Origin of the sequence: Pseudomonas sp. G2-4, from assembly GCF_030064125.1 — a bacterium.
GTDB lineage: Bacteria > Pseudomonadota > Gammaproteobacteria > Pseudomonadales > Pseudomonadaceae > Aquipseudomonas.
Genome location: NZ_CP125957.1, coordinates 6,289,712 through 6,309,886, shown reverse-complemented (window position 1 = coordinate 6,309,886; position 20,175 = coordinate 6,289,712). Strand labels below are relative to the sequence as shown.

The following is a 20,175-nucleotide window of genomic DNA, read 5'->3' as shown; positions in this document are numbered from 1 at the left end:
CAGCGCCTGAAGTCGGTGAAAAAAAGTAGTCGATTCTAGCGCTTTAACATTGCTCGTATGTCAGCCAGGGCGCTGTTGCCCCGCACGACTTTGACTTCCGTCGGTGTGTCGTCGTTGCCTTCCCAGGCCAGATCGTCCGGCGGCAGCTCATCGAGAAAGCGACTTGGCGCGCAGTCGATCACTTCGCCGTATTGCTTGCGCTTGGCGGCGAAGGTGAAGGCCAGGGTCTGACGGGCTCGGGTAATACCGACGTAGGCCAGGCGCCGCTCCTCCTCGATGGTGTCGGCCTCGATGCTGGAGCGGTGGGGCAGGATTTCTTCTTCCATGCCCATGATGAACACGTAAGGGAACTCCAGGCCCTTGGAGGCGTGAAGCGTCATCATCTGCACGCCTTCGGCGCCGTCTTCCTCTTCCTGCTGGCGTTCAAGCATGTCCCGCAGCACGAGTTTGCCGATGGCGTCCTCCACGGTCATGTCGCCGTCTTCGTCCTTTTCCAGGGTGTTTTTCAACGCCTCGATCAGGAACCAGACATTACCCATGCGGTAATCGGCGGCCTTGTCGCTGGAACTGTTGGTACGCAGCCAGTTTTCGTAGTCGATGTCCATGACCATGCTGCGCAACGCCGAGATCGGATCTTCGCCAGCGCACTGCTCGCGGACCTTGTCCATGAACCGCTTGAAGCGCGCCAGGCGATCGGTGAAGCGGCTGTCCAGGTGCTCGCCCAGGCCGATTTCGTCCGTGGCGGCGTACATCGAGATCTTGCGTTCGGTGGCGTAGTTACCGAGTTTTTCCAAGGTGGTCGAACCGATTTCCCGGCGCGGGACGTTGATCACCCGCAGAAAGGCGTTGTCGTCGTCCGGGTTCACGATCAGCCGGAAGTAGGCCATCAAGTCCTTTACTTCCTGGCGTCCGAAAAAGCTGTTGCCCCCCGACAGGCGATAGGGGATTTGGTGATGCTGCAATTTCAGCTCGATCAGCTTGGCCTGGTAGTTGCCGCGATACAGGATCGCAAAGTCGCTGTACGGCCGGTCGGTGCGCAGGTGCAGGCTGAGGATTTCCATGGCCACGCGCTCGGCTTCGGCGTCTTCGTTGCGGCAACGGATCACGCGGATCTCGTCGCCGTGGCCCATCTCGCTCCACAGCTGCTTTTCGAACTCGTGGGGGTTGTTGGAAATCAGCACGTTGGCGCAGCGCAGGATACGACTGGTAGAGCGGTAGTTCTGCTCCAGCATCACCACTTTGAGCGATGGGTAGTCGTCCTTGAGCAGCATCAGGTTTTCCGGCCGCGCGCCGCGCCAGGCGTAGATCGACTGGTCGTCGTCGCCCACCACGGTGAATTGGTTGCGTTTGCCGATCAGCAGCTTCACCAGCAGATACTGGCTGGCGTTGGTGTCCTGGTATTCGTCCACCAGCAGGTAGCGCACCTTGTTCTGCCATTTTTCGAGAATGTCGGCGTGGTCCTGGAACAGCTTGACCGGCAGCAGGATCAGGTCGTCGAAATCCACCGCATTGAACGCCTTGAGGGTGCGCTGGTAGTGGGTGTAGACGATGGCGGCGGTCTGCTCTTTGGGATTGCGGGCGTTTTCCAAGGCTTCGGCGGGCAGGATCAGGTCGTTTTTCCACGAGCCGATCATATTCTTGATCTCGTCCACGCCGTCGTCGCCCGCGTACTCCTTCTGCATGATGTCGGTCATCAAGGCCTTGACGTCGGTCTCGTCGAAGATCGAGAAACCCGGCTTGTAGCCCAGCCGCGCATGTTCCTTGCGGATGATGTTCAGGCCCAGGTTATGGAAGGTGCAGACCGTCAGGCCACGACCTTCACCGGCGCGCAGCAGGCCGCCGACCCGTTCCTTCATTTCCCGGGCGGCTTTGTTGGTAAAGGTCATGGCAACGATGTACTGGGCGCGGATGCCGCAGTTCTGGATCAGGTGCGCGATCTTGCGGGTGATCACGCTGGTCTTGCCGGAGCCTGCACCGGCGAGCACCAAAAGAGGGCCGCCGACATAGTTCACGGCTTCTTGCTGCCGGGGATTGAGTCGGGACATGACAGGGTCAGGGAGTCGTTTGCGAAATGGGCCGGCATTTTAACAGGCTCAGAGAATTGTGCTGCCCTGTCCGACTTGTGACGTAAACATCATTGTCATTTGCCGCTTTTGCTCCTTTCACGCAGGATGTCGGGCGGACTCGCGTCTAAACGTCGATTTCGCGTGGAAAAAACCGCCGAAAGCAAGTGTTTGAGAGGCGTTTCCATTGGTCATAGCTGATCGGCAGGTCATAATGCCCAGCGCCTACCACCTTGCAGAGTCTAGGGAGTCAGCTTGTCTACGCCTGTCGAACCCTTGCGTTTGCTGCTATTGGCCGAAACGCCTGAGTGGTCAGTGATTCTACGCGAGTGCCTGGCGCCCATGGGGCCGTCGGTCGTGCTGATCAGTGCCCCAAGTTGGGACTCGGTCAGCAGCCTGTTCGAAGACAACCGTAACGCGGTGCTGCTGACGATTGCGGCGTTGCAACCGGCGCCCGGCCGCTGCCGCTTGCCGACGGTCCTGCTGCTTGAGCATGAACCCGCGACTGCGCCCGATGGCGTCAGTGACTGGCTGGTGCGTGATGTCCTCGACGGAGCGACCCTGCGCCGCTGCCTGCGCCATGTGCGCGAGCGCGGCGTGCTGGAAAACACCCTGCAGCGCCTCGCTGAACAGGACCCGCTGACCGGCATCGCCAATCGCCAGGGTTTCCAGACGTTGTTGGCGGCGCGCCTGGCTGAAAACGAAGGTCGCGGCCTGGCTCTCGGTCACCTGGACCTGGACAACTTCCGTCACGCCAACGACGCCCTCGGCCACCAGGCCGGTGACCGCTTGATTTTGCAAGTGGTGTCGCGGCTCAAGGGGGCTCTTGAGGCCGGCGATCAATTGGCGCGGCTGGGTAGCGATGAATTCGCCTTGCTGATCGACACTCGTCGAGCGCCTCAGCGGGCCGAGTGGATGGCCGAACGCATCACTGAAGCCATGGGCGAACCTTACTGGGTGGACGGCGAAAGCCTGTTGATCGGTTGCAGCCTGGGGATCGCTCACGCCCGGGCCCAGGCCGGCGCGGACCCATTGATGTGGCACGCCCACATCGCCATGCAGCAGGCCAAGAGCACTCAAGGCTGCACTTTCCATATTTTCAATGAGCGCATCAACCGCAACGCCCGCAGCCTTGCCGACCTGGAAAGCGAACTGCGCCGGGCGCTGCGTCGCGATGAACTGGAGCTGCATTATCAGCCCCGGCTGAACCTCGAGGACGGCAACATCGTAGGGCTCGAAGCCCTGGTGCGCTGGCGTCACGGCGAACGCGGGCTGCTGCCGCCGAGTGAATTCGTGCCGCTGGCCGAACAAAGTGGCCTGATCGTGCCGCTGGGCTACTGGGTGATTTCCCGGGCGCTGCGGGACATGCAGGCCCTGCGCGAACGAGGGCTGGCACCGTTGCACATGGCGGTCAACCTGTCGTTCCGGCAGTTCCAGGACAGCCAGTTACTGCCGACCCTTAGCCGGCTGATTGCCGAGCGGGGCGTCGAGGCTCAGTGGCTGGAATTCGAACTCACCGAAACCGCAGTCATGCGCCGCAGCGAACTGGTCAAGCAGACCATGGATGCCTTGGGCCGCCTGGGGGTGCGCTTCTCCCTGGATGACTTCGGCACCGGATTCTCCTCGTTCGTGCACCTCAACAGCCTGCCCATCGCCTTGCTCAAGATCGACAAGAGCTTTGTCGGTGGCATGGAGCAACGCGAAGAAAACCGCAAGCTGGTGCATGCGATGATCAACCTCGCGCACAACCTCAACCTGGAGGTGGTGGCCGAAGGTGTGGAAACCCAGGAGCAACTGGACTTGCTGCGCGGTTTTGGTTGCGATCAGGTGCAGGGCTTCTTGATCAGCAAGCCGTTGCCGCTGGCCGAGTTGGTTGAGTACCTGACGTTTGATGGCAACAGATCGACGCAGGAAGTCGTGGTCTGACACAAAACCTTGTGGGAGCGAGCTTGCTCGCGATGACGGCGTGTCAGCCACCCTATCTGTAACGGATACACCGCTATCGCGAGCAAGCTCGCTCCCACAAGGGAAACTCATTCAGTCTGAACGAACTCGAAACCCTGCTGCCCGGGTTCACGCCTGATCATCCGCTTCATCTTCCACTCAAACGCCGCCGTCAGGCTCACCGCTGCGCAGGCCAGCCCCAGGGCCAGGCCCCACCAGACGCCGGTCGGCCCCCAGTTGAAGTGGAAGGCCATCCACCATGCTGCCGGTGCGCCGATCAGCCAATAGCAACCCAGGCCGACGAGGAAGGTGGTCTTGGCGTCCTTGAGCCCGCGAATGCACCCCATCGCGATGGTTTGCGCGCCATCGAAGAGTTCGAACCACGCCGCCACGGCCAGCAGGCTCACGGCCAGGTCGATCACCGGGCGGAAGGCCGGGTCGTTGTGGTCCAGGAACAAGCCGATCAGTTGGTTCGGCAGCAGCCAGAACACCATGGCGAACGCCAGCATCACCGCCGCGCCAAAGCCGATTCCGACCCGCCCGGCCAGTCGCGCCATCAGCAGTTGCCCGGCGCCGTAGTGCTGGCCGATGCGCATGGTGATGGCGTACGACATCCCCGCCGGCACCATGAACGCCACCGAGACGATTTGCAGGGCGATCTGGTGTGCCGCCAATGGTGTGCTGCCCATGGTGCCTATGCACAGCGCGGCGAATGCGAACAGCCCGACCTCTACCGCGTAAGTGCCGCCAATCGGCAGGCCCAGGCGCCACAGTTCCTTGAGGTATTGGCGATTCGGCCGCGACAACCCTTCAAGCAGCGGATAGGCCCGGTAGGCCGGATGCCGATGGATATGCCAGGCCAGCGCCAGGGCCATGCAGTTGGCGACGATGGCGGTGACCAGCCCAATCCCCATCAAGCCGAGTTTCGGCAGGCCGAACAAGCCGGTGATGAGGGCGTAGTTGAGCAGAAAGTTGGCCACGGTGCCGCCGAGGCTGATCACCATCACCGGTGTGGCGCGGCCGATGGCGCTGGTGAAGCCGCGCAGGGCCATGAAGCTCAGGTAACCGGGCAGGGCGAACGGCAATGCCAGCAGGAACTGGCCGGCGGACAGCACGTTGGTTTCGGTCTGGCCAAACAGCAGCAACACCGGCTTGAGGTTCCACAACAGCAGCCCGGCCATCAACGCCATCAGCCACGCCAGCCACAGCCCGGCCTGGGTCAGTCGAGTGGCGCCCTCGATATCGCCGGCGCCCTGACGGATCGCCACCAGCGTTCCCACCGCTGCGATCACGCCGATGCAGAAAATCGACACGAACGAGTAGGTGGCCGCTCCGAGGCCTCCACCGGCCAGGGCTTCAGGGCTCAGGCGCGCCATCATCACGGTGTCAGTGAGCACCATCAGCATGTGTGCCAACTGTGAGGCAATCAACGGCCCCGCCAGCCGCAGGATGGCCCAGAGTTCGGTACGCACCGGATGCCGCATGATCATCACACTCCATGTCCAAACAAGGCAGTAAAGCGATGATTCTCGGCGCTTGCGACGATTTGCACAAAAGGATAAAAAAGATCGCTGACATGATTAAAACTCATACTGAAAAACTTTCTGGTGGGGTTCGCCAAAGGCTATAGGAGCTTTCCCGATGTCTCGTCGTCTCCCTCCTCTTTATGCGTTGCGAGCCTTTGAAGCGGCGGCGCGATACAGCTCGTTCACCCGGGCTGCTGAAGAGCTGTCGATTACTCAAAGTGCGGTCAGCCGGCATATCCGTACGCTTGAAGAGCACTTTGCCTGTCGGCTATTCCAGCGTAGCGGCCGCAATCTGCAACTGACCGAGGCGGCGCGGTTGCTGCTGCCGGGCGTGCGTGAAGGGTTCATGGCGCTGGAGCGGGCCTGTCATACATTGCATGGCGAAGACGACATCCTGCGCATGAAAGCGCCCTCGACCCTGACCATGCGTTGGCTGCTGGCGCGCCTGAGTCGGTTCCGGCATCTGCAGCCCGGCAACGAGGTGCAATTGACCAGCGCCTGGATGGATATTGATGCGGTGGACTTCAATACCGAACCCTTCGATTGCGCTGTCCTGCTGGGCAACGGGCACTTTCCCGCAGACTGGGAGGCCAGTTTGCTGTTCCCCGAGGAACTGATCCCGGTGGGCGCGCCGAACCTGTTGAACGACCAGCCCTGGGATGTGGCGCGCTTGGCCGCCGCCGAGCTGCTGCACCCCACGCCGGATCGCCGTGACTGGCGCAACTGGCTGCAACGCATGGGGCTGTCTGACAAGGTCTCGCTCAAGGGCGGGCAGGTGTTCGATACGTTGGAGCTGGGCATGATCGCGGCGGCCCGCGGTTATGGTGTATCCATGGGTGACCTGCTGATGGTGGCCGAGGACGTCGCCCAGGGCCGCTTGAGCCTGCCGTGGCCGACCGCCGTAGCCAGCGGTGAGCACTATTACCTCGTCTGGCCGAAAACCCGGCCCGGAGGTGAACGTTTGCGTCGGCTCAGCGATTTTCTCCAAGGCGAAGTGAAGGCCATGCAACTGCCTGATGTAGAGCGTCTTGGCTGAAACGTTGCAGCGTAAATGATGGCTATATGATGTTATTCCTTCCACGCCGCTCAAGTATTCGGTTTTGCCGCCGAATGTGAGAGGTAGTACTTTCGTATTAGAAAGGGCTACCTATTCACCACCCGAATTGAATGCCGAGTGCGCGACGTGATCAGAATGATCCGGTCTCTCGGCCAGGAGCCGTCATGTCTCAACCCCGTGCCCGGATCGCCTCACAGCTAGGCCTTGCCCTAGCCGTGATATTGGCGATCGTCATCTCCGGCAGTACTGTCTTTGCCCTGCGCTCGCTGGATACTGCCAACCTTGCCACCCGCGAAGAACACCTGGCCAGCGAAGCACGCCTGATGGCCGATCAGCTCAATACGTTCCACAGCACCTTGCGCGAGAGCACTCAGCGATTGGCTGGTTTGTTCGAAAAGCGCTTTAGCGCGGGCTTGAGCGTGCATCCGGACCAGCCGGTAACCGTGGCGGGTGTACAGACGCCTGGCTTGAGCCTGGGTGGCGAAGTGTTGAACAACAACTTCAAGGAAGTTGATGACTTCAAAGCAATGACCGCCGGGGTTGCCACGGTATTCGTGCGCAGCGGCGATGATTTCATCCGCGTCAGTACCTCAGTCAGTAAACAGGACGGTACCCGGGCCATCGGTACCGTGCTCGACCGTGCCGGACCAGCCTACGGTCCGGTGATCAGCGGGCAGAGCTACATCGGTCGGGCCCTGCTTTTCGGGCGTTTCTACATGTCGCAGTACACACCCGTACGCGACAGCAGCGGTAAGATCATTGCCGTGTTGTATGTGGGGTTCGATTACACCGATGCGCAAAACGCGCAGTTTGAGAACCTCAAGCGCTTCCGCATCGGCCAGACCGGTTCGCTGGCCTTGCTGGACGAGCAGAACAAGTGGTTGGTACCGCCGGCGGGCGTGCAAGCGCTGGATCAGGCCGCTACGACTACGGTTGGGCTGGTCAAGAAGCCGGGTAAGGGTGCGTTCTGGAGTGACACCGCCGAAGACTTCTACAGCGTCGCCGTGTCATTCGCCGACGGGCCGTGGGCGGTGGTGGCAAGCATGCCGAAAACCGAAATTCGCGCCGTGACCTGGAGCGTCGGTACGCAACTGGCGATTGGCAGCCTGTTGGCAATGTTGCTGGCGGTTGGCGCGGCGGTGTGGCTGCTGCGCAGCAAGCTGGCGCCGTTGGGGGATCTGGTGCGTCAGGCCGAAGCGTTGGGCGCCGGCGATCTGAGCGTGCGCTTGAATGTGTCGAGCCATGATGAAATCGGCCAGTTGGCTCGTGCTTTCAATCAGATGAGCCAGGCCCTGTCGACCATGGTCGAGCACATCCGCAAGGCCTCGCAAGAGGTCAACAGCCGTGCCCAGGCCCTATCCGGGTTGTCCAACGGCGCGTACGAAGGGATGGAGCAGCAGTCCGGGGAAATCACCAGCATGGCTGGCGCGGTGGAAGAGTTCAGCGCTACCTCGCTGGATATCGCCGATAACATGGGCAACACCCAGCGTCTGGCCCAGGAAAACGCCCAGCAGACTCAGATCGGTCGTACCTCGATGGGCGAAGCCTCGTCGTCCCTGGAGCAAATTGCCGGCGCGCTGAATAGCACCGCTACGGTCATCAACACCTTGGGCCAGCGTTCCCAGGAGATCGGCGGAATCGTCGGGGTGATCACCTCGATCGCCGAGCAGACCAACCTGCTGGCCTTGAACGCCGCCATCGAAGCGGCGCGTGCGGGTGAGCAGGGGCGTGGTTTCGCGGTGGTGGCTGACGAAGTTCGCAGCCTGGCGTCCCGCACCCGTCAGGCCACTGACGAAATTTCCGGCATGATCAGCAGCATCCAGCAGGAAACCGGCAATGCCATCAGCACAATGGAGCAAGGCAAGCTCTTGATGCAGGAAGGTTTGTCGCGCAACGCCAACGTGGCCTCGGCCTTGGAGCGTATCGACGAACAGAGCCGCTCCGCCGGCCAGCAATTCGCGGCAATCACCACCGCGACCCAAGAGCAAAGCAGTACCGCGACCTTGCTCAGCAGCAACCTGCAAAGCATCGCCATGGCGAACAGCGAACAGCGTCAGGTGGTCTCGAACCTGGCGGTCACCGCCAAGGAACTGGAAAAACTGGCCCAGGACTTGCGCCAAGAGGTCGATCGGTTCCGCTGAGGCATTCTGAAACCCGTCGCGAACCAGCTCGCCCGAACCCATTGTGGGGCGGGCTGGTGATGGCGGCACAACCAATATCCCCGCCAGCTGCACCACCGCATCGCGAGCAAGCTCGCTCCCACTAGGAAACTGCCGCGACACACTTCTCGCGACCGCCCGGGATCACTGTGGGAGCGAGCTTGCTCGCGAAGGCGCCGGCACTGCCCACTTCTTCACCCCACCGACCCACCGTTTCACGAGTCCGCTCTCGCAAAGTACCTGTCTACGATTCTTCCTTTTTTACGGAAATTGCTGTTTTTAGGCTTGCTGAAACGTTTCTTCAAGTCTATAAAAACCGCACAACTCCAATAAAAGGCCGTGTCCATGACTTCGCTCAAACTCCTCGTTGCCCTTAGCGCCCTGGGCGCTGCCTCCCATGCCATGGCTTGGGACTATGTCCTGCTCGATACCGATAAAGCGGCTCAGCCCTGGCAAATCACCAGCCAGCAGCTTGGCGTGAAAACCGACAAACCTTTTTCCGTGACGATGCGCACCCTGCACGGTGGCCGGCAAGAGGGCGTCAGCATCGTTGATATCGACAACGGCACCATGAAGCTTTCGGTTGTCCCGACCCGCGGCATGAATGTCCTGCAGGCGTCGGTCGGGAATGTGCGCATGGGTTGGGATTCGCCGGTCAAGGAAGTGGTCAATCCGGCGTTCATCGAGCTCAATGGTCGCGGTGGGTTGGGCTGGCTCGAAGGTTTCAATGAGCTGGTGACTCGCTGTGGCTACGAATGGGTCGGTCATCCCGGCATGGACAACGGTGAACTGCTGACCCTGCATGGTCGTGCGGCCAACATCCCGGCCAACAAGGTCACCGTGCACATCGATGAAAAGCCTCCGTACGCCATCACCCTGAAAGGCGAGTTGAAGGAGCAGGCCTTCAAGAAGGTCGACTTCTCGGTGCAGACCGAGCTGGTTACCGAGCCCGGCAGCGTGACTTTCGCCCTCAGCGACACGTTGACCAATAACGGCGATTATCCGAAGGAATACCAGGCGCTCTACCACAGCAACTTCAGCACACCTTTCCTGGAGCAGGGCGCGCGTTTCGTGGCGCCGGTCAAGCAGGTCTCGCCGTTCAACGACAAGGCCAAGGGCGATTTGCCTGATTGGCAAACTTACCGGGCCCCCACCAAGGATTACGACGAAACCGTTTATAACGTCGTGCCCTACGCTGACGCCAAGGGCGATACGCTCACCGTCCTGCACAACAAGGCCGGTAGCCTTGGTGTGTCGGTAGGCTTCAACACCGGTACGCTTCCGGTGTTCTCCCTGTGGAAAAACACCGACACACAAGGCCAGGGCTACGTGACCGGGCTGGAACCTGGCACCAGTTTCTCCTATAACCGTCGGTACCAGCGGCCACTGGGCTTGGTGCCTACTATTGGGCCGAAAGAGCACAGGCAATTCCAGATTCACTACAGCCTGTTGGCGGACAAGGGCGCTGTGGATAAAGCACTCAAGCGCATCGACGCCATCCAGAACGGTCAAAAAACCGAGGTACGGGAAACGCCGCTGGTTGACCTGAGCAAGCCATAACGCACTTCAAGACGTGGCGGGCCGATACTGCAGTGCTTCAGCCAGGTGCTCCCGACTGATTCGATCTGCCCGCTCAAGGTCTGCCAGCGTACGGGCAACCTTGAGCAGACGGTGGGCGGCTCTCAGCGACAAGGTCAGCCGCTCGCAAGCGGTTTCCAGCCACGTTTCATCGGTTGTGGATAATTTGCAGTGCCGGCGCAGCCCCGGCAGATCCAGGAAGGCGTTGGCACAGCCCTGGCGTTTTTGCTGACGCTCCCGGGCTTCGGCCACTTGCTCGGCGACGGTGGCGGTATCGTCACCGGGTTCGCTCCTGGGATTCAGCGCCGTGGCCTCCCGGGCGACGGTCAGGTGCAGGTCGATGCGATCCAGCAGGGGGCCGGAGAGTTTATGGCGGTAGCGCTGCACCATGTCCGGCGTACACGAGCAACGGCCGCTGGGCTCGCCAAGATATCCACAGGGGCAGGGATTCATCGCCGCCACCAATTGGAAGCGTGCCGGAAAGCGTACACGGTCACGGGCGCGAGAAACCACGATGTGACCCGACTCCAGAGGCTCCCTCAGGACCTCCAGTACCTTGCGGTCGAACTCCGGCAGTTCATCCAGAAACAGCACGCCATGATGGGCTAGGGTAATTTCCCCTGGTTGCGGTTTTGACCCGCCTCCCACCAGCGCCGGGCCGGAGGCCGAGTGGTGTGGCTGGCGAAACGGACGCTGCGGCCAATGGCTCAACGGCACGCAACTGGCGACAGACTGAATGGCCGCAACCTCCAGCGCCTCACTTTCCGCCAACGGCGGCAACAGCCCCGGCAAACGGCTCGCCAGCAGTGTCTTGCCAGTGCCCGGCGGCCCGCTGAACAACAGGTTATGCGCCCCGGCGGCGGCGATCAGCAGCGCCCGTTTGGCCCCGACCTGGCCCTGTACTTCGCTCAGGTCGGGGTAGGGCTTGCTGGCGGAAAGCAGCCCGTTGGAAACAAACGCTTCGACCGGAGTGTGGCCATTAAAATGCGCCACAGCTTCGAGCAGGTGACTCACGGCTATCACCTTCAGTCCCGACGCCAGGCAGGCTTCCTCGGCATTCTCCCATGGCACCACGAGTGCGCGCCCGGCCTTGCGCGCTGCCAGCGCTGCGGGCAATACCCCGCGTACCGGTCGCACTGCACCGGATAACGCCAACTCGCCGAGGCATTCCACATCGTCCAGGGTCAAGGTGGGCACTTGGACGCTGGCGGCCAGGATCCCCAGCGCAATGGCCAGGTCAAACCGCCCGCCATCCTTGGGCAGATCCGCCGGCGCCAGGTTCAAGGTGATGCGCCTGGCCGGGAAATTCAGCCCTGAGTTGATGATCGCGCTGCGCACCCGGTCCTTGCTTTCCTTCACTGCCGCCTCCGGCAAGCCGACCATCGTCAGCGACGGCAAGCCATTGGCCAGATGGACTTCTACAGTAACGGCAGGAGCCTCCACCCCTACCTGGGCGCGGCTATGGATAATGGCAAGCGACATGAATCGTTCCTTGAGTGAATAGGGAGCCGCGTCCTGCGGCTCTTGAAGGTTAGTCGTGGGGGCATGCAGTGGTGCGGTAATTGATGGGGAAATTTTGGCAGAATGTTGCGGGGTGACGCTCGTTTCCACCCTGATCTATTGCACGCGCTTGGCCGCTTGCCTCCATCTGCTCGCTCAAAAATGAACGAGCCAGGCCCTCTGCTAGACTGCGATTTGCCCCATCGGCACTTGGCGGCATCAATGGCGCAGGGAGGAAGTGGCCATGAACGATCTGCTGGCTCTGTTAGCCGACAAACGCTTTATGCCCCATGGGCATTGCTACATGTGGCGCCCTGATCTGCTGTGGACCAATGTCATCGCCGATGGCTTGATCACCCTCTCCTACGTCACCATTCCCTTTACGCTTATCTACTTTATCCACAGGCGCAAGGACGTGCCATTTGACTGGATGCTGGCAGCTTTTGGCGTGTTTATCCTGGCCTGCGGAACCAGTCATGTGATGGAGATCCTGACCATCTGGCAGCCCTATTACTGGCTGTCGGCGCTGGTCAAGGTGATCACGGCGATAGCGTCGGTGATTACCGCCATCCTGCTGGTCCGGCTGGTGCCGGCGGCCTTGAAGATCCCCAGCCCGCAACAACTGGCCAAGGTCAACGACGAGCTGCGAGAGGCGCAGGCCGAGCTGGTCACCACCGCGCGCCGGGCGGGCATGGCGGAAATTGCCACCAACGTGCTGCATAACGTGGGCAATGTGCTCAATAGCGTCAATGTCTCAGCCCAGGTTCTGTACGAGAAAGTGCACACATCCAAAAGGCCTGGGGTCGCCAAGGTCGTCCAGCTGATGAAGGAGCACCCCGATGACCTCGGTGATTTCATCAGCAGCGACCCGAAAGGCCGGGTCCTGCCGGACTATCTGGACAAGCTGGCCGAGGCGCTGGCAGCCGAGCAGCAGAGCATGATCAGCGAGTTGGCGAAGTTGACCAGGAGCATCGACCATATCAAGGAAATCGTCGCCACCCAGCAGTCCTATGCCGGCAACTCCAGCGTGCTGGAGCCGGGCTCGCTGCGAGAGTTGCTCGAGGATGTGGTGCGCATCTGCGACGTGTCCCTGGCGCGCCACCAGGTCACGCTGGTCAAGGAGTTCAGCGATATTGCGACGATGCCGCTGGACAAGCACAAAGTGCTGCAGATCCTGGTCAATCTGATCAACAACGCCAAGCAGGCGCTGGGTTCGGTCGCGGATCGACCGTCGCGAATTATCCTGCGCCTGAAAGCCATTGACGATAAGCGTGTGCGGATTGAGGTCGAGGATAACGGCGAGGGGATTTCGCCGGACAATCTTGCGCGGGTGTTCGAGCACGGCTTCACCACGCGCGCCAACGGCCACGGTTTCGGCCTGCACAGCTGCATTTTGGCCGCGCACGAGATGGGCGGCGATCTGACGGCGCAGAGCGCGGGGCCGGGTAAGGGGGCGCTCTTTACCCTGGAGCTGCCGCGCACGTCGGCACCGAGCCAACCCATGGGGGCAGCGAGTGGTTGAGTCGCCGGGTGGGCGGCTTATTCCTGTGCTGGAGCCAGTCGCGCTTCCAGCTCCGCGACCTTGGTTTCCAAACTCTCGAGCCGTGCCCGGGTTCGGGCAAGCACGACCATCTGGCTGTCGAATTCTTCCCGGCTCACCAGGTCCAGCTTGCTGAAGCCGCTTTGCAGCAGGGCCTTGAACTGGCTTTCGATTTCGCTTTTGGGCAGAGGAGTGTCGCCGCTCAAGAGGCGGGAGGCATGGCCGCTCAGGGCGTCGAGGAGGTCTTTGGGCGCAAGCATGGCAGGTGTCCTGAAAACAATGGCGGGCAGTGTATCACGCAGTGTCTATAGTCCATTCCAAGCGAGGAGTGCACGCTTTTCGCGCATGAGGTCGAGTGTCGTCGCACTGTTGTTGTGCGTAATGCTGCGGTTCGTCGCGCAGCGCAGGCCGGCAGAGTCTTGAAAGGATTGAAATCAGGGGGTTTGGGCACAGATGGCAAGCTTTCTGCTTAGAGGCTGATGACCCATGCACTGATGCAGTCGCTGTGACGAATGCAGTGCAGCAGGCGGAGCGGGGAGTTTCGTCAGGATCGGTTAACTGGCACCTGTCGGGCAACTTGGGCCGACGATGCGTTACAAAGCCAGGCACTGCGCTTAGACTTGAGTCGGGTTTGTTTTCCTGGGGCAAGTCCACCAATTCGGGAGAAAGTTTCATGAAGCTAGTCACTGCCATCATCAAGCCGTTCAAATTGGACGACGTGCGCGAGTCGCTGTCCGAGATCGGCGTGCAGGGCATTACCGTTACTGAGGTCAAAGGCTTCGGTCGGCAAAAAGGTCACACCGAGCTGTATCGCGGTGCGGAATACGTGGTCGATTTCCTGCCGAAGGTGAAGATCGATGTCGCCATTGACGACAAGGATCTTGATCGGGTGATCGAGGCAATCACCAAGGCCGCCAACACCGGCAAGATTGGTGACGGAAAGATCTTTGTGGTCAATCTGGAACAGGCCATTCGCATCCGTACCGGCGAAACCGATACCGACGCTATCTAAGCCGCCAAACCCAACGCCCCAGGAGAAAACAATATGACTCTGCGTAAATTCGCAGGGCTAGGAGCCCTGTTGTCCTTCGCAATGCCTGGCTTGGCCATGGCAGAAGAAGCGGCAGCCCCAGTCCTGAACTCCGGCGACACCGCCTGGATGCTGACTGCCACGATTCTTGTACTGTTCATGACCATCCCCGGCCTGGCGCTGTTCTACGGCGGCATGGTTCGGTCGAAAAACATTCTTTCCGTGATGATGCAGTGCTTCGCCATTACCGGTCTGATCAGCGTCCTGTGGGTCATTTATGGCTACAGCATCGCGTTCGACACCACGGGCATGGAGCAGGGCGTCGTCAATTTCAATTCCTTCGTGGGTGGCCTGGGCAAGGCGTTCCTGGCGGGCGTCACCCCGTCCAGCCTGACCGGTCCGGCGGCGCTGTTCCCTGAAGCGGTGTTCATCACGTTCCAGATGACGTTCGCTATCATCACACCAGCGCTGATCGTCGGTGCGTTTGCCGAGCGGATGAAGTTTTCCGCCATGCTGATCTTCATGGGCGTGTGGTTCACCCTGGTGTATGCGCCGATCGCACACATGGTCTGGTCCGGTAACGGCGGCTTGATGTGGGACTGGGGCGTGCTGGACTTCGCCGGCGGTACCGTGGTGCACATCAACGCCGGTGTCGCCGGCTTGGTAGCGTGCCTGGTACTGGGCAAGCGCAAAGGCTTCCCGACCACGCCAATGGCGCCGCATAACCTGGGTTACACCCTCATGGGTGCTGCCATGCTGTGGGTCGGCTGGTTCGGTTTCAACGCCGGTTCCGCCGTCGCCGCCAACGGCACCGCCGGCATGGCGATGCTGGTTACCCAGATTGCCACTGCCGCTGCGGCGCTGGGCTGGATGTTTGCCGAGTGGATCACCCACGGCAAGCCAAGCGCGCTGGGCATTGCCTCGGGCGTGGTAGCGGGTCTGGTCGCGATTACTCCGGCTGCTGGTACCGTGGGCCCGATGGGCGCCCTGGTCATCGGCCTGTCAGCGGGCGTGGTGTGCTTCTTCTGCGCCACCACCCTCAAGCGCAAACTCGGTTATGACGATTCCCTGGACGCATTCGGCGTGCATGGCATTGGCGGTATCCTCGGCGCGATCCTGACCGGTGTGTTCGCTGCACCGGCCCTGGGTGGCTTCGGCACCGTGACCGATATCGGTGCGCAAGTGTGGATTCAATTCAAAGGTGTGGGTTTCACGGTGATCTACACCGCGATCGTTACCTTCATCATCCTCAAGGTGTTGGACGCCGTCATGGGGCTGCGTGTCTCCGAGGAAGAAGAAGCCGTGGGCCTGGACCTGGCCCAGCACAACGAGCGTGGTTACAACCTGTAAGCACGCAGAATAAAAAATGCCCGGTTCGCCGGGCATTTTTTTGTCTGGAATTTGTCAGTGCTCACACGGAGTGCCGGTTTTCCCGACGCCTTTCGTTGTGTAGGCGACATGGGTTTTTCTCCGGCCAAAGGCTTACATGGAGGCAGGCGCATTAGGCCCTTTGTTTTTTCCCAGAGCGCGCTAGAATGCGCGCCGAACGTGCGGAGATCTGTATGTGGCAACAGACGCTGATAACCCTGCGGGCAAGGCCTCGGGGCTTTCATCTGGTAACAGACGAGTTGCTCGCCGGCCTGCCTGAACTCCAGGTGTGTCGTGTCGGTCTGTTGCATCTGTGGCTGCAGCATACCTCGGCCTCGTTGACCATCAACGAGAACGCCGATCCGGCGGTACGTCGAGACTTCGAACGATTTTTCAATCGGCTGATCCCACAAGGAACCGCCGATTATGAGCACAACGACGAAGGCCTGGACGACCTCCCGGCGCACTTCAAGGCCAGCGTGCTTGGTTGCCAGCTCAGTCTGCCGGTCTCGGCAGGACGGTTGGCGCTAGGTACCTGGCAGGGTATCTATCTGGGCGAGCACCGTGATCATGGCGGTGCTCGTAAAGTCCTCGCCACCTTGTACGGTGAAGGGGCATAACCGCTGTTTGCTGGCGGATGTTGAATTTTTTCTGGCAGCCTTCGACAGATGGCGAAGCTGGGCTATAACTAATCTGCTTTTCGCAAGTCATGAGGTAGAACATGAGCGACGATGATCTGGAAAACGACGACCTCGAAGTAGGTGACGAAGACGAGGCTGAAGAAGGCTTGGAAGCAGCGGCTGAAGACGTTGCCGATGACGAGGGGGCGGATGTACCGGTCCCAACCGCCAAAGGCAAGGCCAAGGCGGCAGTATCGGTCGACGAGTTGCCAAGCGTCGAGGCCAAGAACAAGGAGCGTGACGCGCTTGCCAAGGCCATGGAGGAATTCCTGGCCCGGGGTGGGAAGGTGCAGGAAGTGGAGGCCAACGTGGTCGCTGATCCGCCCAAGAAGCCTGACAACAAGTACGGCAGCCGCCCTATCTGAGTTCTGCGTCTTGCTTGCTGAAAAAGCCCGCCGTCGCTGCGGGCTTTTTCATGGGCTGGATAAAGTTCTCAGGCTAAGCACCGTCCCTGTGGAGCGAGCTTGCTCGCGATAGCGGTGGGTCTGTTGGCATTGATGCTGGATATGCCGCCGCCTTCGCGAGCAGGCTCGCTCCCACAAGGGGCTTTGAGGGTTCAGCGCTGGCTATGCCAGCCCGCCAACAACCCTGGCAATTCGGTCAGGCTGCGAATCTCCGCATCCGGCGCATGATCGGCGTCCCAGGCCTTGCCCGCCGGGTTGAACCACACCGCGCGCAGGCCGGCCTGTTGGGCGCCGGCGATGTCATCGCCCGGATGATCGCCAATGTGCACGGCGGTCTGCGCCGTGGCGCCACCGCGCTGCAAGGCCTCGTGGAACAGCCGCGCGTCCGGCTTGGCGATGCCGATGTCTTCGGCGCACAGGGCGAATTTGAAATAATCCGCCAGCCCCAGGCGACGCACATCGGCGTTGCCATTGGTGACCACGCCAAGGGCGAAATGGTTGGCGAGGATTTCCAGGGTGGGCTGGACCTCGGGGAAAACCTCCAGTTGATGACGGGCGTGCAGGAACGTTTCGAATGCCTGGTCTGCCAGCTCGGACGCTTGCCACTGGTCGTAGCCGGCTTCCTGCAAGGCCCGAAACAGCACCCGTCGGCGCAACGCACTGATGCGGTGCTTCAGGCCGGGCTCTTCGCGCAGCACTTGTTCGCGAATCGAGAACAGGTGCTCCACTGGCACGCCGCCCAGGTTCGCAGCGTTGTCGGTCAGCCACTGGCGTAATACGGCTTCGGCGCTGGCGATCACCGGAGCGGTATCCCACAGGGTGTCGTCGAGGTCGAAAGTGATGAGCTCGATGGTCATGATTCGTCGCCCTTGATACGTTTGGCCCTGGGGTGGGCACTGTCATAGACCGTCGCCAGATGCTGGAAATCCAGGTGGGTATAGATCTGTGTGGTCTTGATGTCCGAGTGGCCGAGCAGCTCCTGGACGGCGCGCAGGTCCTGGGACGACTCCAGCAAATGGCTGGCGAAGGAATGCCTGAGCATGTGCGGGTGCAGGTTCTGTCCCAACTCACGCTCGCCGGCTGCCTTGACGCGCACCTGGATCGCTCGCGGACCGAGGCGTCGGCCCTGTTGGCTGACGAATACCGCGTCGTCGGCGGGGTTGGTCAGCGCCCGCAGCGGTAGCCACAGTGCCAGGGCTTCGCGAGCCTTGCGTCCGACGGGTAGCAGGCGGGTCTTGCTGCCTTTGCCGAGTACCTGGACCATGCCGTCGGCCAAGTCCAATTGATCCAGATTCAACCCTGTCAGCTCCGAAAGCCGCAGGCCGGAAGAATAGAACAGCTCGAGAATCGCCTGGTCCCGCCGCGCCAGGAAGTCATCCTCGACGGCACCTTCAAGCAGTTGCAGGGCGCGATCGGTGTCGAGGGTTTTCGGCAGCCGGCGTTCGCCCTTGGGCGGCGCCAGGCCGGTGGCCGGGTCGTGATCGCAGAGACCTTCGCGGTTGAGGTAGTGGTACAAACCGCGCACCGCCGACAACAGGCGCGCCAGGCTGCGGGAGGATTGCCCTTGTTGGTGCAGGCGGGCGATCAGGCTACGCAGACGCTGGATGTCCAGCGCTGACCAACTGCCAATGTTCTGTTTCTGGCACCAGCCCAGGACTTTGTCCAGGTCGCGGCGATAGGCCGACAACGTATGGGGCGACACCTGGCGCTCACTGCGCAGGTGTTCGCAGTAGGCGTCCAGTTGTCGCTCCATTATCAGCGTACCGAGCGCAGCGAACCGGCAACCCGTGGCAGCACCCGGCCGGTGACTTCGGCGATGTAGCTCAAGAACAGCGTGCCCACTGAGCTCTTGTAGTGCTGCGGGTCGCGACTGGCGATGGCCAGCACGCCATGCACGCCCTGATGGGCGATGGCCACGACGGCAGTGGAGCCGATCTGCTTGCGCTGTTCTTCGCCGAACAGGAAGTCCAGCTCATGTTCGCGCAGGCTGCCACTGACGCTTTTGTTTTCCGTGAGCAGGCCGCCGATGGCGGTCTGTGCATCGGCGTGGGTCACCCAGCGGCCCACCGGCATGGCGCTGTCGCCAAACAGGATCAGGCTGACAAAAGGCACCTGGAAATCCTGGCGCAGGCTGTCTTCGACGCTCATCACCACATCCTCGAGGGTGCTGGCGTCCATCAGGGCCAGGATCAACCGGCGGGTCTTGTCGAAGAGCCGGTCATTGTCCCGGGCGACGTCCATCAAGTGCGAAAGACGGTGGCGCATTTCGATGTTGCGCTCGCGCAAGATCTTCATTTGATGCTCCACCAGCGACACGGTATCGCCGCGCCGGTGGGGGATGCGCAGGGTCGCAAGCAATTCTTCATGTTCGACGAAGAAGTCCGGATGGGCTTCCAGGTACGCGGCCACTGCCGCGGTTTCCGGAAGCGGGCTCGGGGATTCGTCGGACTGTGGGGCTGGAACCTGTGGCTGGTCGGTCATGGGTTTGGCTCACTCAAAGACGAACTTGTCCTTCGTATACGCGTACTGCCGGGCCGGTCATCATCACCGGTTGACCAGGGCCTGCCCATTCGATGGACAGGCGCCCGCCAGGCAGGTCGATCAACAATGGCGAATCCATCCACCCCTGGCTGATCGCCGCGACTGCCGCCGCACAGGCGCCGGTGCCGCAGGCCTGGGTTTCCCCGGCGCCGCGTTCCCAGACGCGCAATTGCGCGCGGTGACGGTCGATGACTTGCAGGAAACCGACGTTCACCCGTGCCGGGAAGCGCGGATGGTGCTCGATTTTCGGCCCCAGCTCATGGACCGGTGCGCTATTGATATCCGCCACTCGCAGCACGGCATGGGGGTTGCCCATGGACACCGCCGCCAGTTCCACCGTTGTGCCATCGACTTCCATCTGATAGCTCAAGGCCTGGGCCGGCGCTTCGAACGGAATATCCGCCGGTACCAGGCGCGGGGCGCCCATGTTGACGCCGATCTGGCCGTCGCTGCGCACATCCAGTTCGATGATGCCGCTTTTGGTCTCGACGCGGATCTGCCGCTTGGCGGTCAGCCGCTTGTCCAGCACGAAGCGGGCGAAGCAGCGCGCGCCGTTGCCGCATTGCTCCACTTCCGAACCGTCGGCGTTGAAGATCCGATAACGGAAATCCACGTCCGGATTGTTGGGCGCTTCGACGATCAACAGTTGGTCGAAGCCGATACCGGTGTGTCGGTCTCCCCATTGCTTGGCGTGCTTGGGCAGGATGTGCGCGTGCTGGCTGACCAGGTCGAGGACCATGAAGTCATTGCCCAGGCCGTGCATCTTGGTAAAACGCAGCAGCATG

At 61.3% G+C, this 20,175-nt stretch carries 17 protein-coding genes; 9 read left to right on the top strand and 8 right to left on the bottom strand.

All coding sequences use genetic code 11. The features are described 5' to 3' along the window. Positions 1 to 35: 35 nt before the first annotated feature. Positions 36 to 2,045 carry a DNA helicase Rep gene (gene rep, locus QNH97_RS27815; protein ID WP_283554795.1) on the bottom strand — a complete coding sequence of 670 codons (2,010 nt, stop codon included), beginning with the start codon at positions 2,043 to 2,045 and terminating at the stop codon, positions 36 to 38. A gap of 273 nt (positions 2,046 to 2,318) precedes the next feature. Here rep and QNH97_RS27810 point away from each other — a divergent pair, with 273 nt between their 5' ends. Beyond that, positions 2,319 to 3,989 (top strand): putative bifunctional diguanylate cyclase/phosphodiesterase, encoded by a 1,671-nt coding sequence (locus QNH97_RS27810; RefSeq protein ID WP_283554794.1) that lies wholly within the window; start codon positions 2,319 to 2,321, stop codon positions 3,987 to 3,989. A gap of 107 nt (positions 3,990 to 4,096) precedes the next feature. Here QNH97_RS27810 and QNH97_RS27805 read toward each other — a convergent pair whose 3' ends face one another. Further along, on the bottom strand, positions 4,097 to 5,497 hold the full coding sequence (locus QNH97_RS27805) for a NorM family multidrug efflux MATE transporter (RefSeq protein WP_283554793.1): 1,401 nt from the start codon (positions 5,495 to 5,497) through the stop codon (positions 4,097 to 4,099). 151 nt (positions 5,498 to 5,648) lie between these two features. Here QNH97_RS27805 and QNH97_RS27800 point away from each other — a divergent pair, with 151 nt between their 5' ends. The 3 genes from QNH97_RS27800 to QNH97_RS27790 all read left to right on the top strand — a co-directional run bounded on the left by QNH97_RS27800 (position 5,649) and on the right by QNH97_RS27790 (position 10,309). Then, positions 5,649 to 6,569, top strand: coding sequence for a LysR substrate-binding domain-containing protein (locus QNH97_RS27800; protein WP_283554792.1), 921 nt, complete (start codon positions 5,649 to 5,651; stop codon positions 6,567 to 6,569). A gap of 185 nt (positions 6,570 to 6,754) precedes the next feature. Next, positions 6,755 to 8,731 (top strand): methyl-accepting chemotaxis protein, encoded by a 1,977-nt coding sequence (locus QNH97_RS27795; protein WP_283554791.1) that lies wholly within the window; start codon positions 6,755 to 6,757, stop codon positions 8,729 to 8,731. A gap of 363 nt (positions 8,732 to 9,094) precedes the next feature. After that, positions 9,095 to 10,309, top strand: a complete 1,215-nt coding sequence (locus QNH97_RS27790; protein ID WP_283554790.1) for an aldose 1-epimerase family protein — start codon at positions 9,095 to 9,097, stop codon at positions 10,307 to 10,309. A gap of 6 nt (positions 10,310 to 10,315) precedes the next feature. Here QNH97_RS27790 and QNH97_RS27785 read toward each other — a convergent pair whose 3' ends face one another. After that, on the bottom strand, positions 10,316 to 11,809 hold the full coding sequence (locus QNH97_RS27785) for a YifB family Mg chelatase-like AAA ATPase (RefSeq protein WP_283554789.1): 1,494 nt from the start codon (positions 11,807 to 11,809) through the stop codon (positions 10,316 to 10,318). A 262-nt stretch (positions 11,810 to 12,071) separates the two neighbouring features. Here QNH97_RS27785 and QNH97_RS27780 point away from each other — a divergent pair, with 262 nt between their 5' ends. After that, positions 12,072 to 13,349: a sensor histidine kinase gene (locus QNH97_RS27780; RefSeq protein WP_283554788.1), complete on the top strand. Its 1,278-nt coding sequence runs from the start codon at positions 12,072 to 12,074 to the stop codon at positions 13,347 to 13,349. Between the two features lie 17 nt (positions 13,350 to 13,366). Here QNH97_RS27780 and QNH97_RS27775 read toward each other — a convergent pair whose 3' ends face one another. Further along, positions 13,367 to 13,627 carry an accessory factor UbiK family protein gene (locus QNH97_RS27775; RefSeq protein WP_025216106.1) on the bottom strand — a complete coding sequence of 87 codons (261 nt, stop codon included), beginning with the start codon at positions 13,625 to 13,627 and terminating at the stop codon, positions 13,367 to 13,369. Positions 13,628 to 14,040: 413 nt separating this feature from the next. On the opposite strand from QNH97_RS27775, the gene glnK reads away from it, so the two are divergent. The 4 genes from glnK to sutA all read left to right on the top strand — a co-directional run bounded on the left by glnK (position 14,041) and on the right by sutA (position 16,810). Next, the gene (gene glnK, locus QNH97_RS27770) at positions 14,041 to 14,379 is read left to right on the top strand and encodes a P-II family nitrogen regulator (protein ID WP_002555808.1); all 339 of its coding nucleotides are present in this window, start codon (positions 14,041 to 14,043) and stop codon (positions 14,377 to 14,379) included. Between the two features lie 33 nt (positions 14,380 to 14,412). Then, positions 14,413 to 15,747, top strand: a complete 1,335-nt coding sequence (locus tag QNH97_RS27765) for an ammonium transporter (RefSeq protein WP_283554787.1) — start codon at positions 14,413 to 14,415, stop codon at positions 15,745 to 15,747. 212 nt (positions 15,748 to 15,959) lie between these two features. Further along, positions 15,960 to 16,385, top strand: a complete 426-nt coding sequence (locus tag QNH97_RS27760) for a secondary thiamine-phosphate synthase enzyme YjbQ (protein WP_283557566.1) — start codon at positions 15,960 to 15,962, stop codon at positions 16,383 to 16,385. A 101-nt stretch (positions 16,386 to 16,486) separates the two neighbouring features. Further along, entirely contained in the window at positions 16,487 to 16,810 is a 324-nt protein-coding gene (gene sutA / locus QNH97_RS27755) for a dormancy-specific transcriptional regulator SutA (protein ID WP_135847744.1), read from the top strand. Between the two features lie 191 nt (positions 16,811 to 17,001). Here the strand turns inward: sutA and QNH97_RS27750 are convergent, their stop codons facing one another. Genes QNH97_RS27750 through dapF form a run of 4 tightly spaced genes read right to left on the bottom strand, consistent with a single transcriptional unit; the run spans position 17,002 to position 20,174 of the window. After that, positions 17,002 to 17,706 carry an HAD family hydrolase gene (locus QNH97_RS27750; RefSeq protein WP_283554786.1) on the bottom strand — a complete coding sequence of 235 codons (705 nt, stop codon included), beginning with the start codon at positions 17,704 to 17,706 and terminating at the stop codon, positions 17,002 to 17,004. Further along, positions 17,703 to 18,602: a tyrosine recombinase XerC gene (xerC, locus tag QNH97_RS27745; protein WP_283554785.1), complete on the bottom strand. Its 900-nt coding sequence runs from the start codon at positions 18,600 to 18,602 to the stop codon at positions 17,703 to 17,705. The genes QNH97_RS27750 and xerC overlap by 4 nt, the downstream gene beginning before the upstream one ends. A gap of 2 nt (positions 18,603 to 18,604) precedes the next feature. After that, positions 18,605 to 19,330, bottom strand: a complete 726-nt coding sequence (locus QNH97_RS27740; RefSeq protein WP_283554784.1) for a DUF484 family protein — start codon at positions 19,328 to 19,330, stop codon at positions 18,605 to 18,607. A gap of 13 nt (positions 19,331 to 19,343) precedes the next feature. Beyond that, complete coding sequence (gene dapF, locus QNH97_RS27735) at positions 19,344 to 20,174, bottom strand: diaminopimelate epimerase (RefSeq protein WP_283554783.1); 831 nt, start codon at positions 20,172 to 20,174, stop codon at positions 19,344 to 19,346. Position 20,175 lies beyond the last annotated feature (1 nt).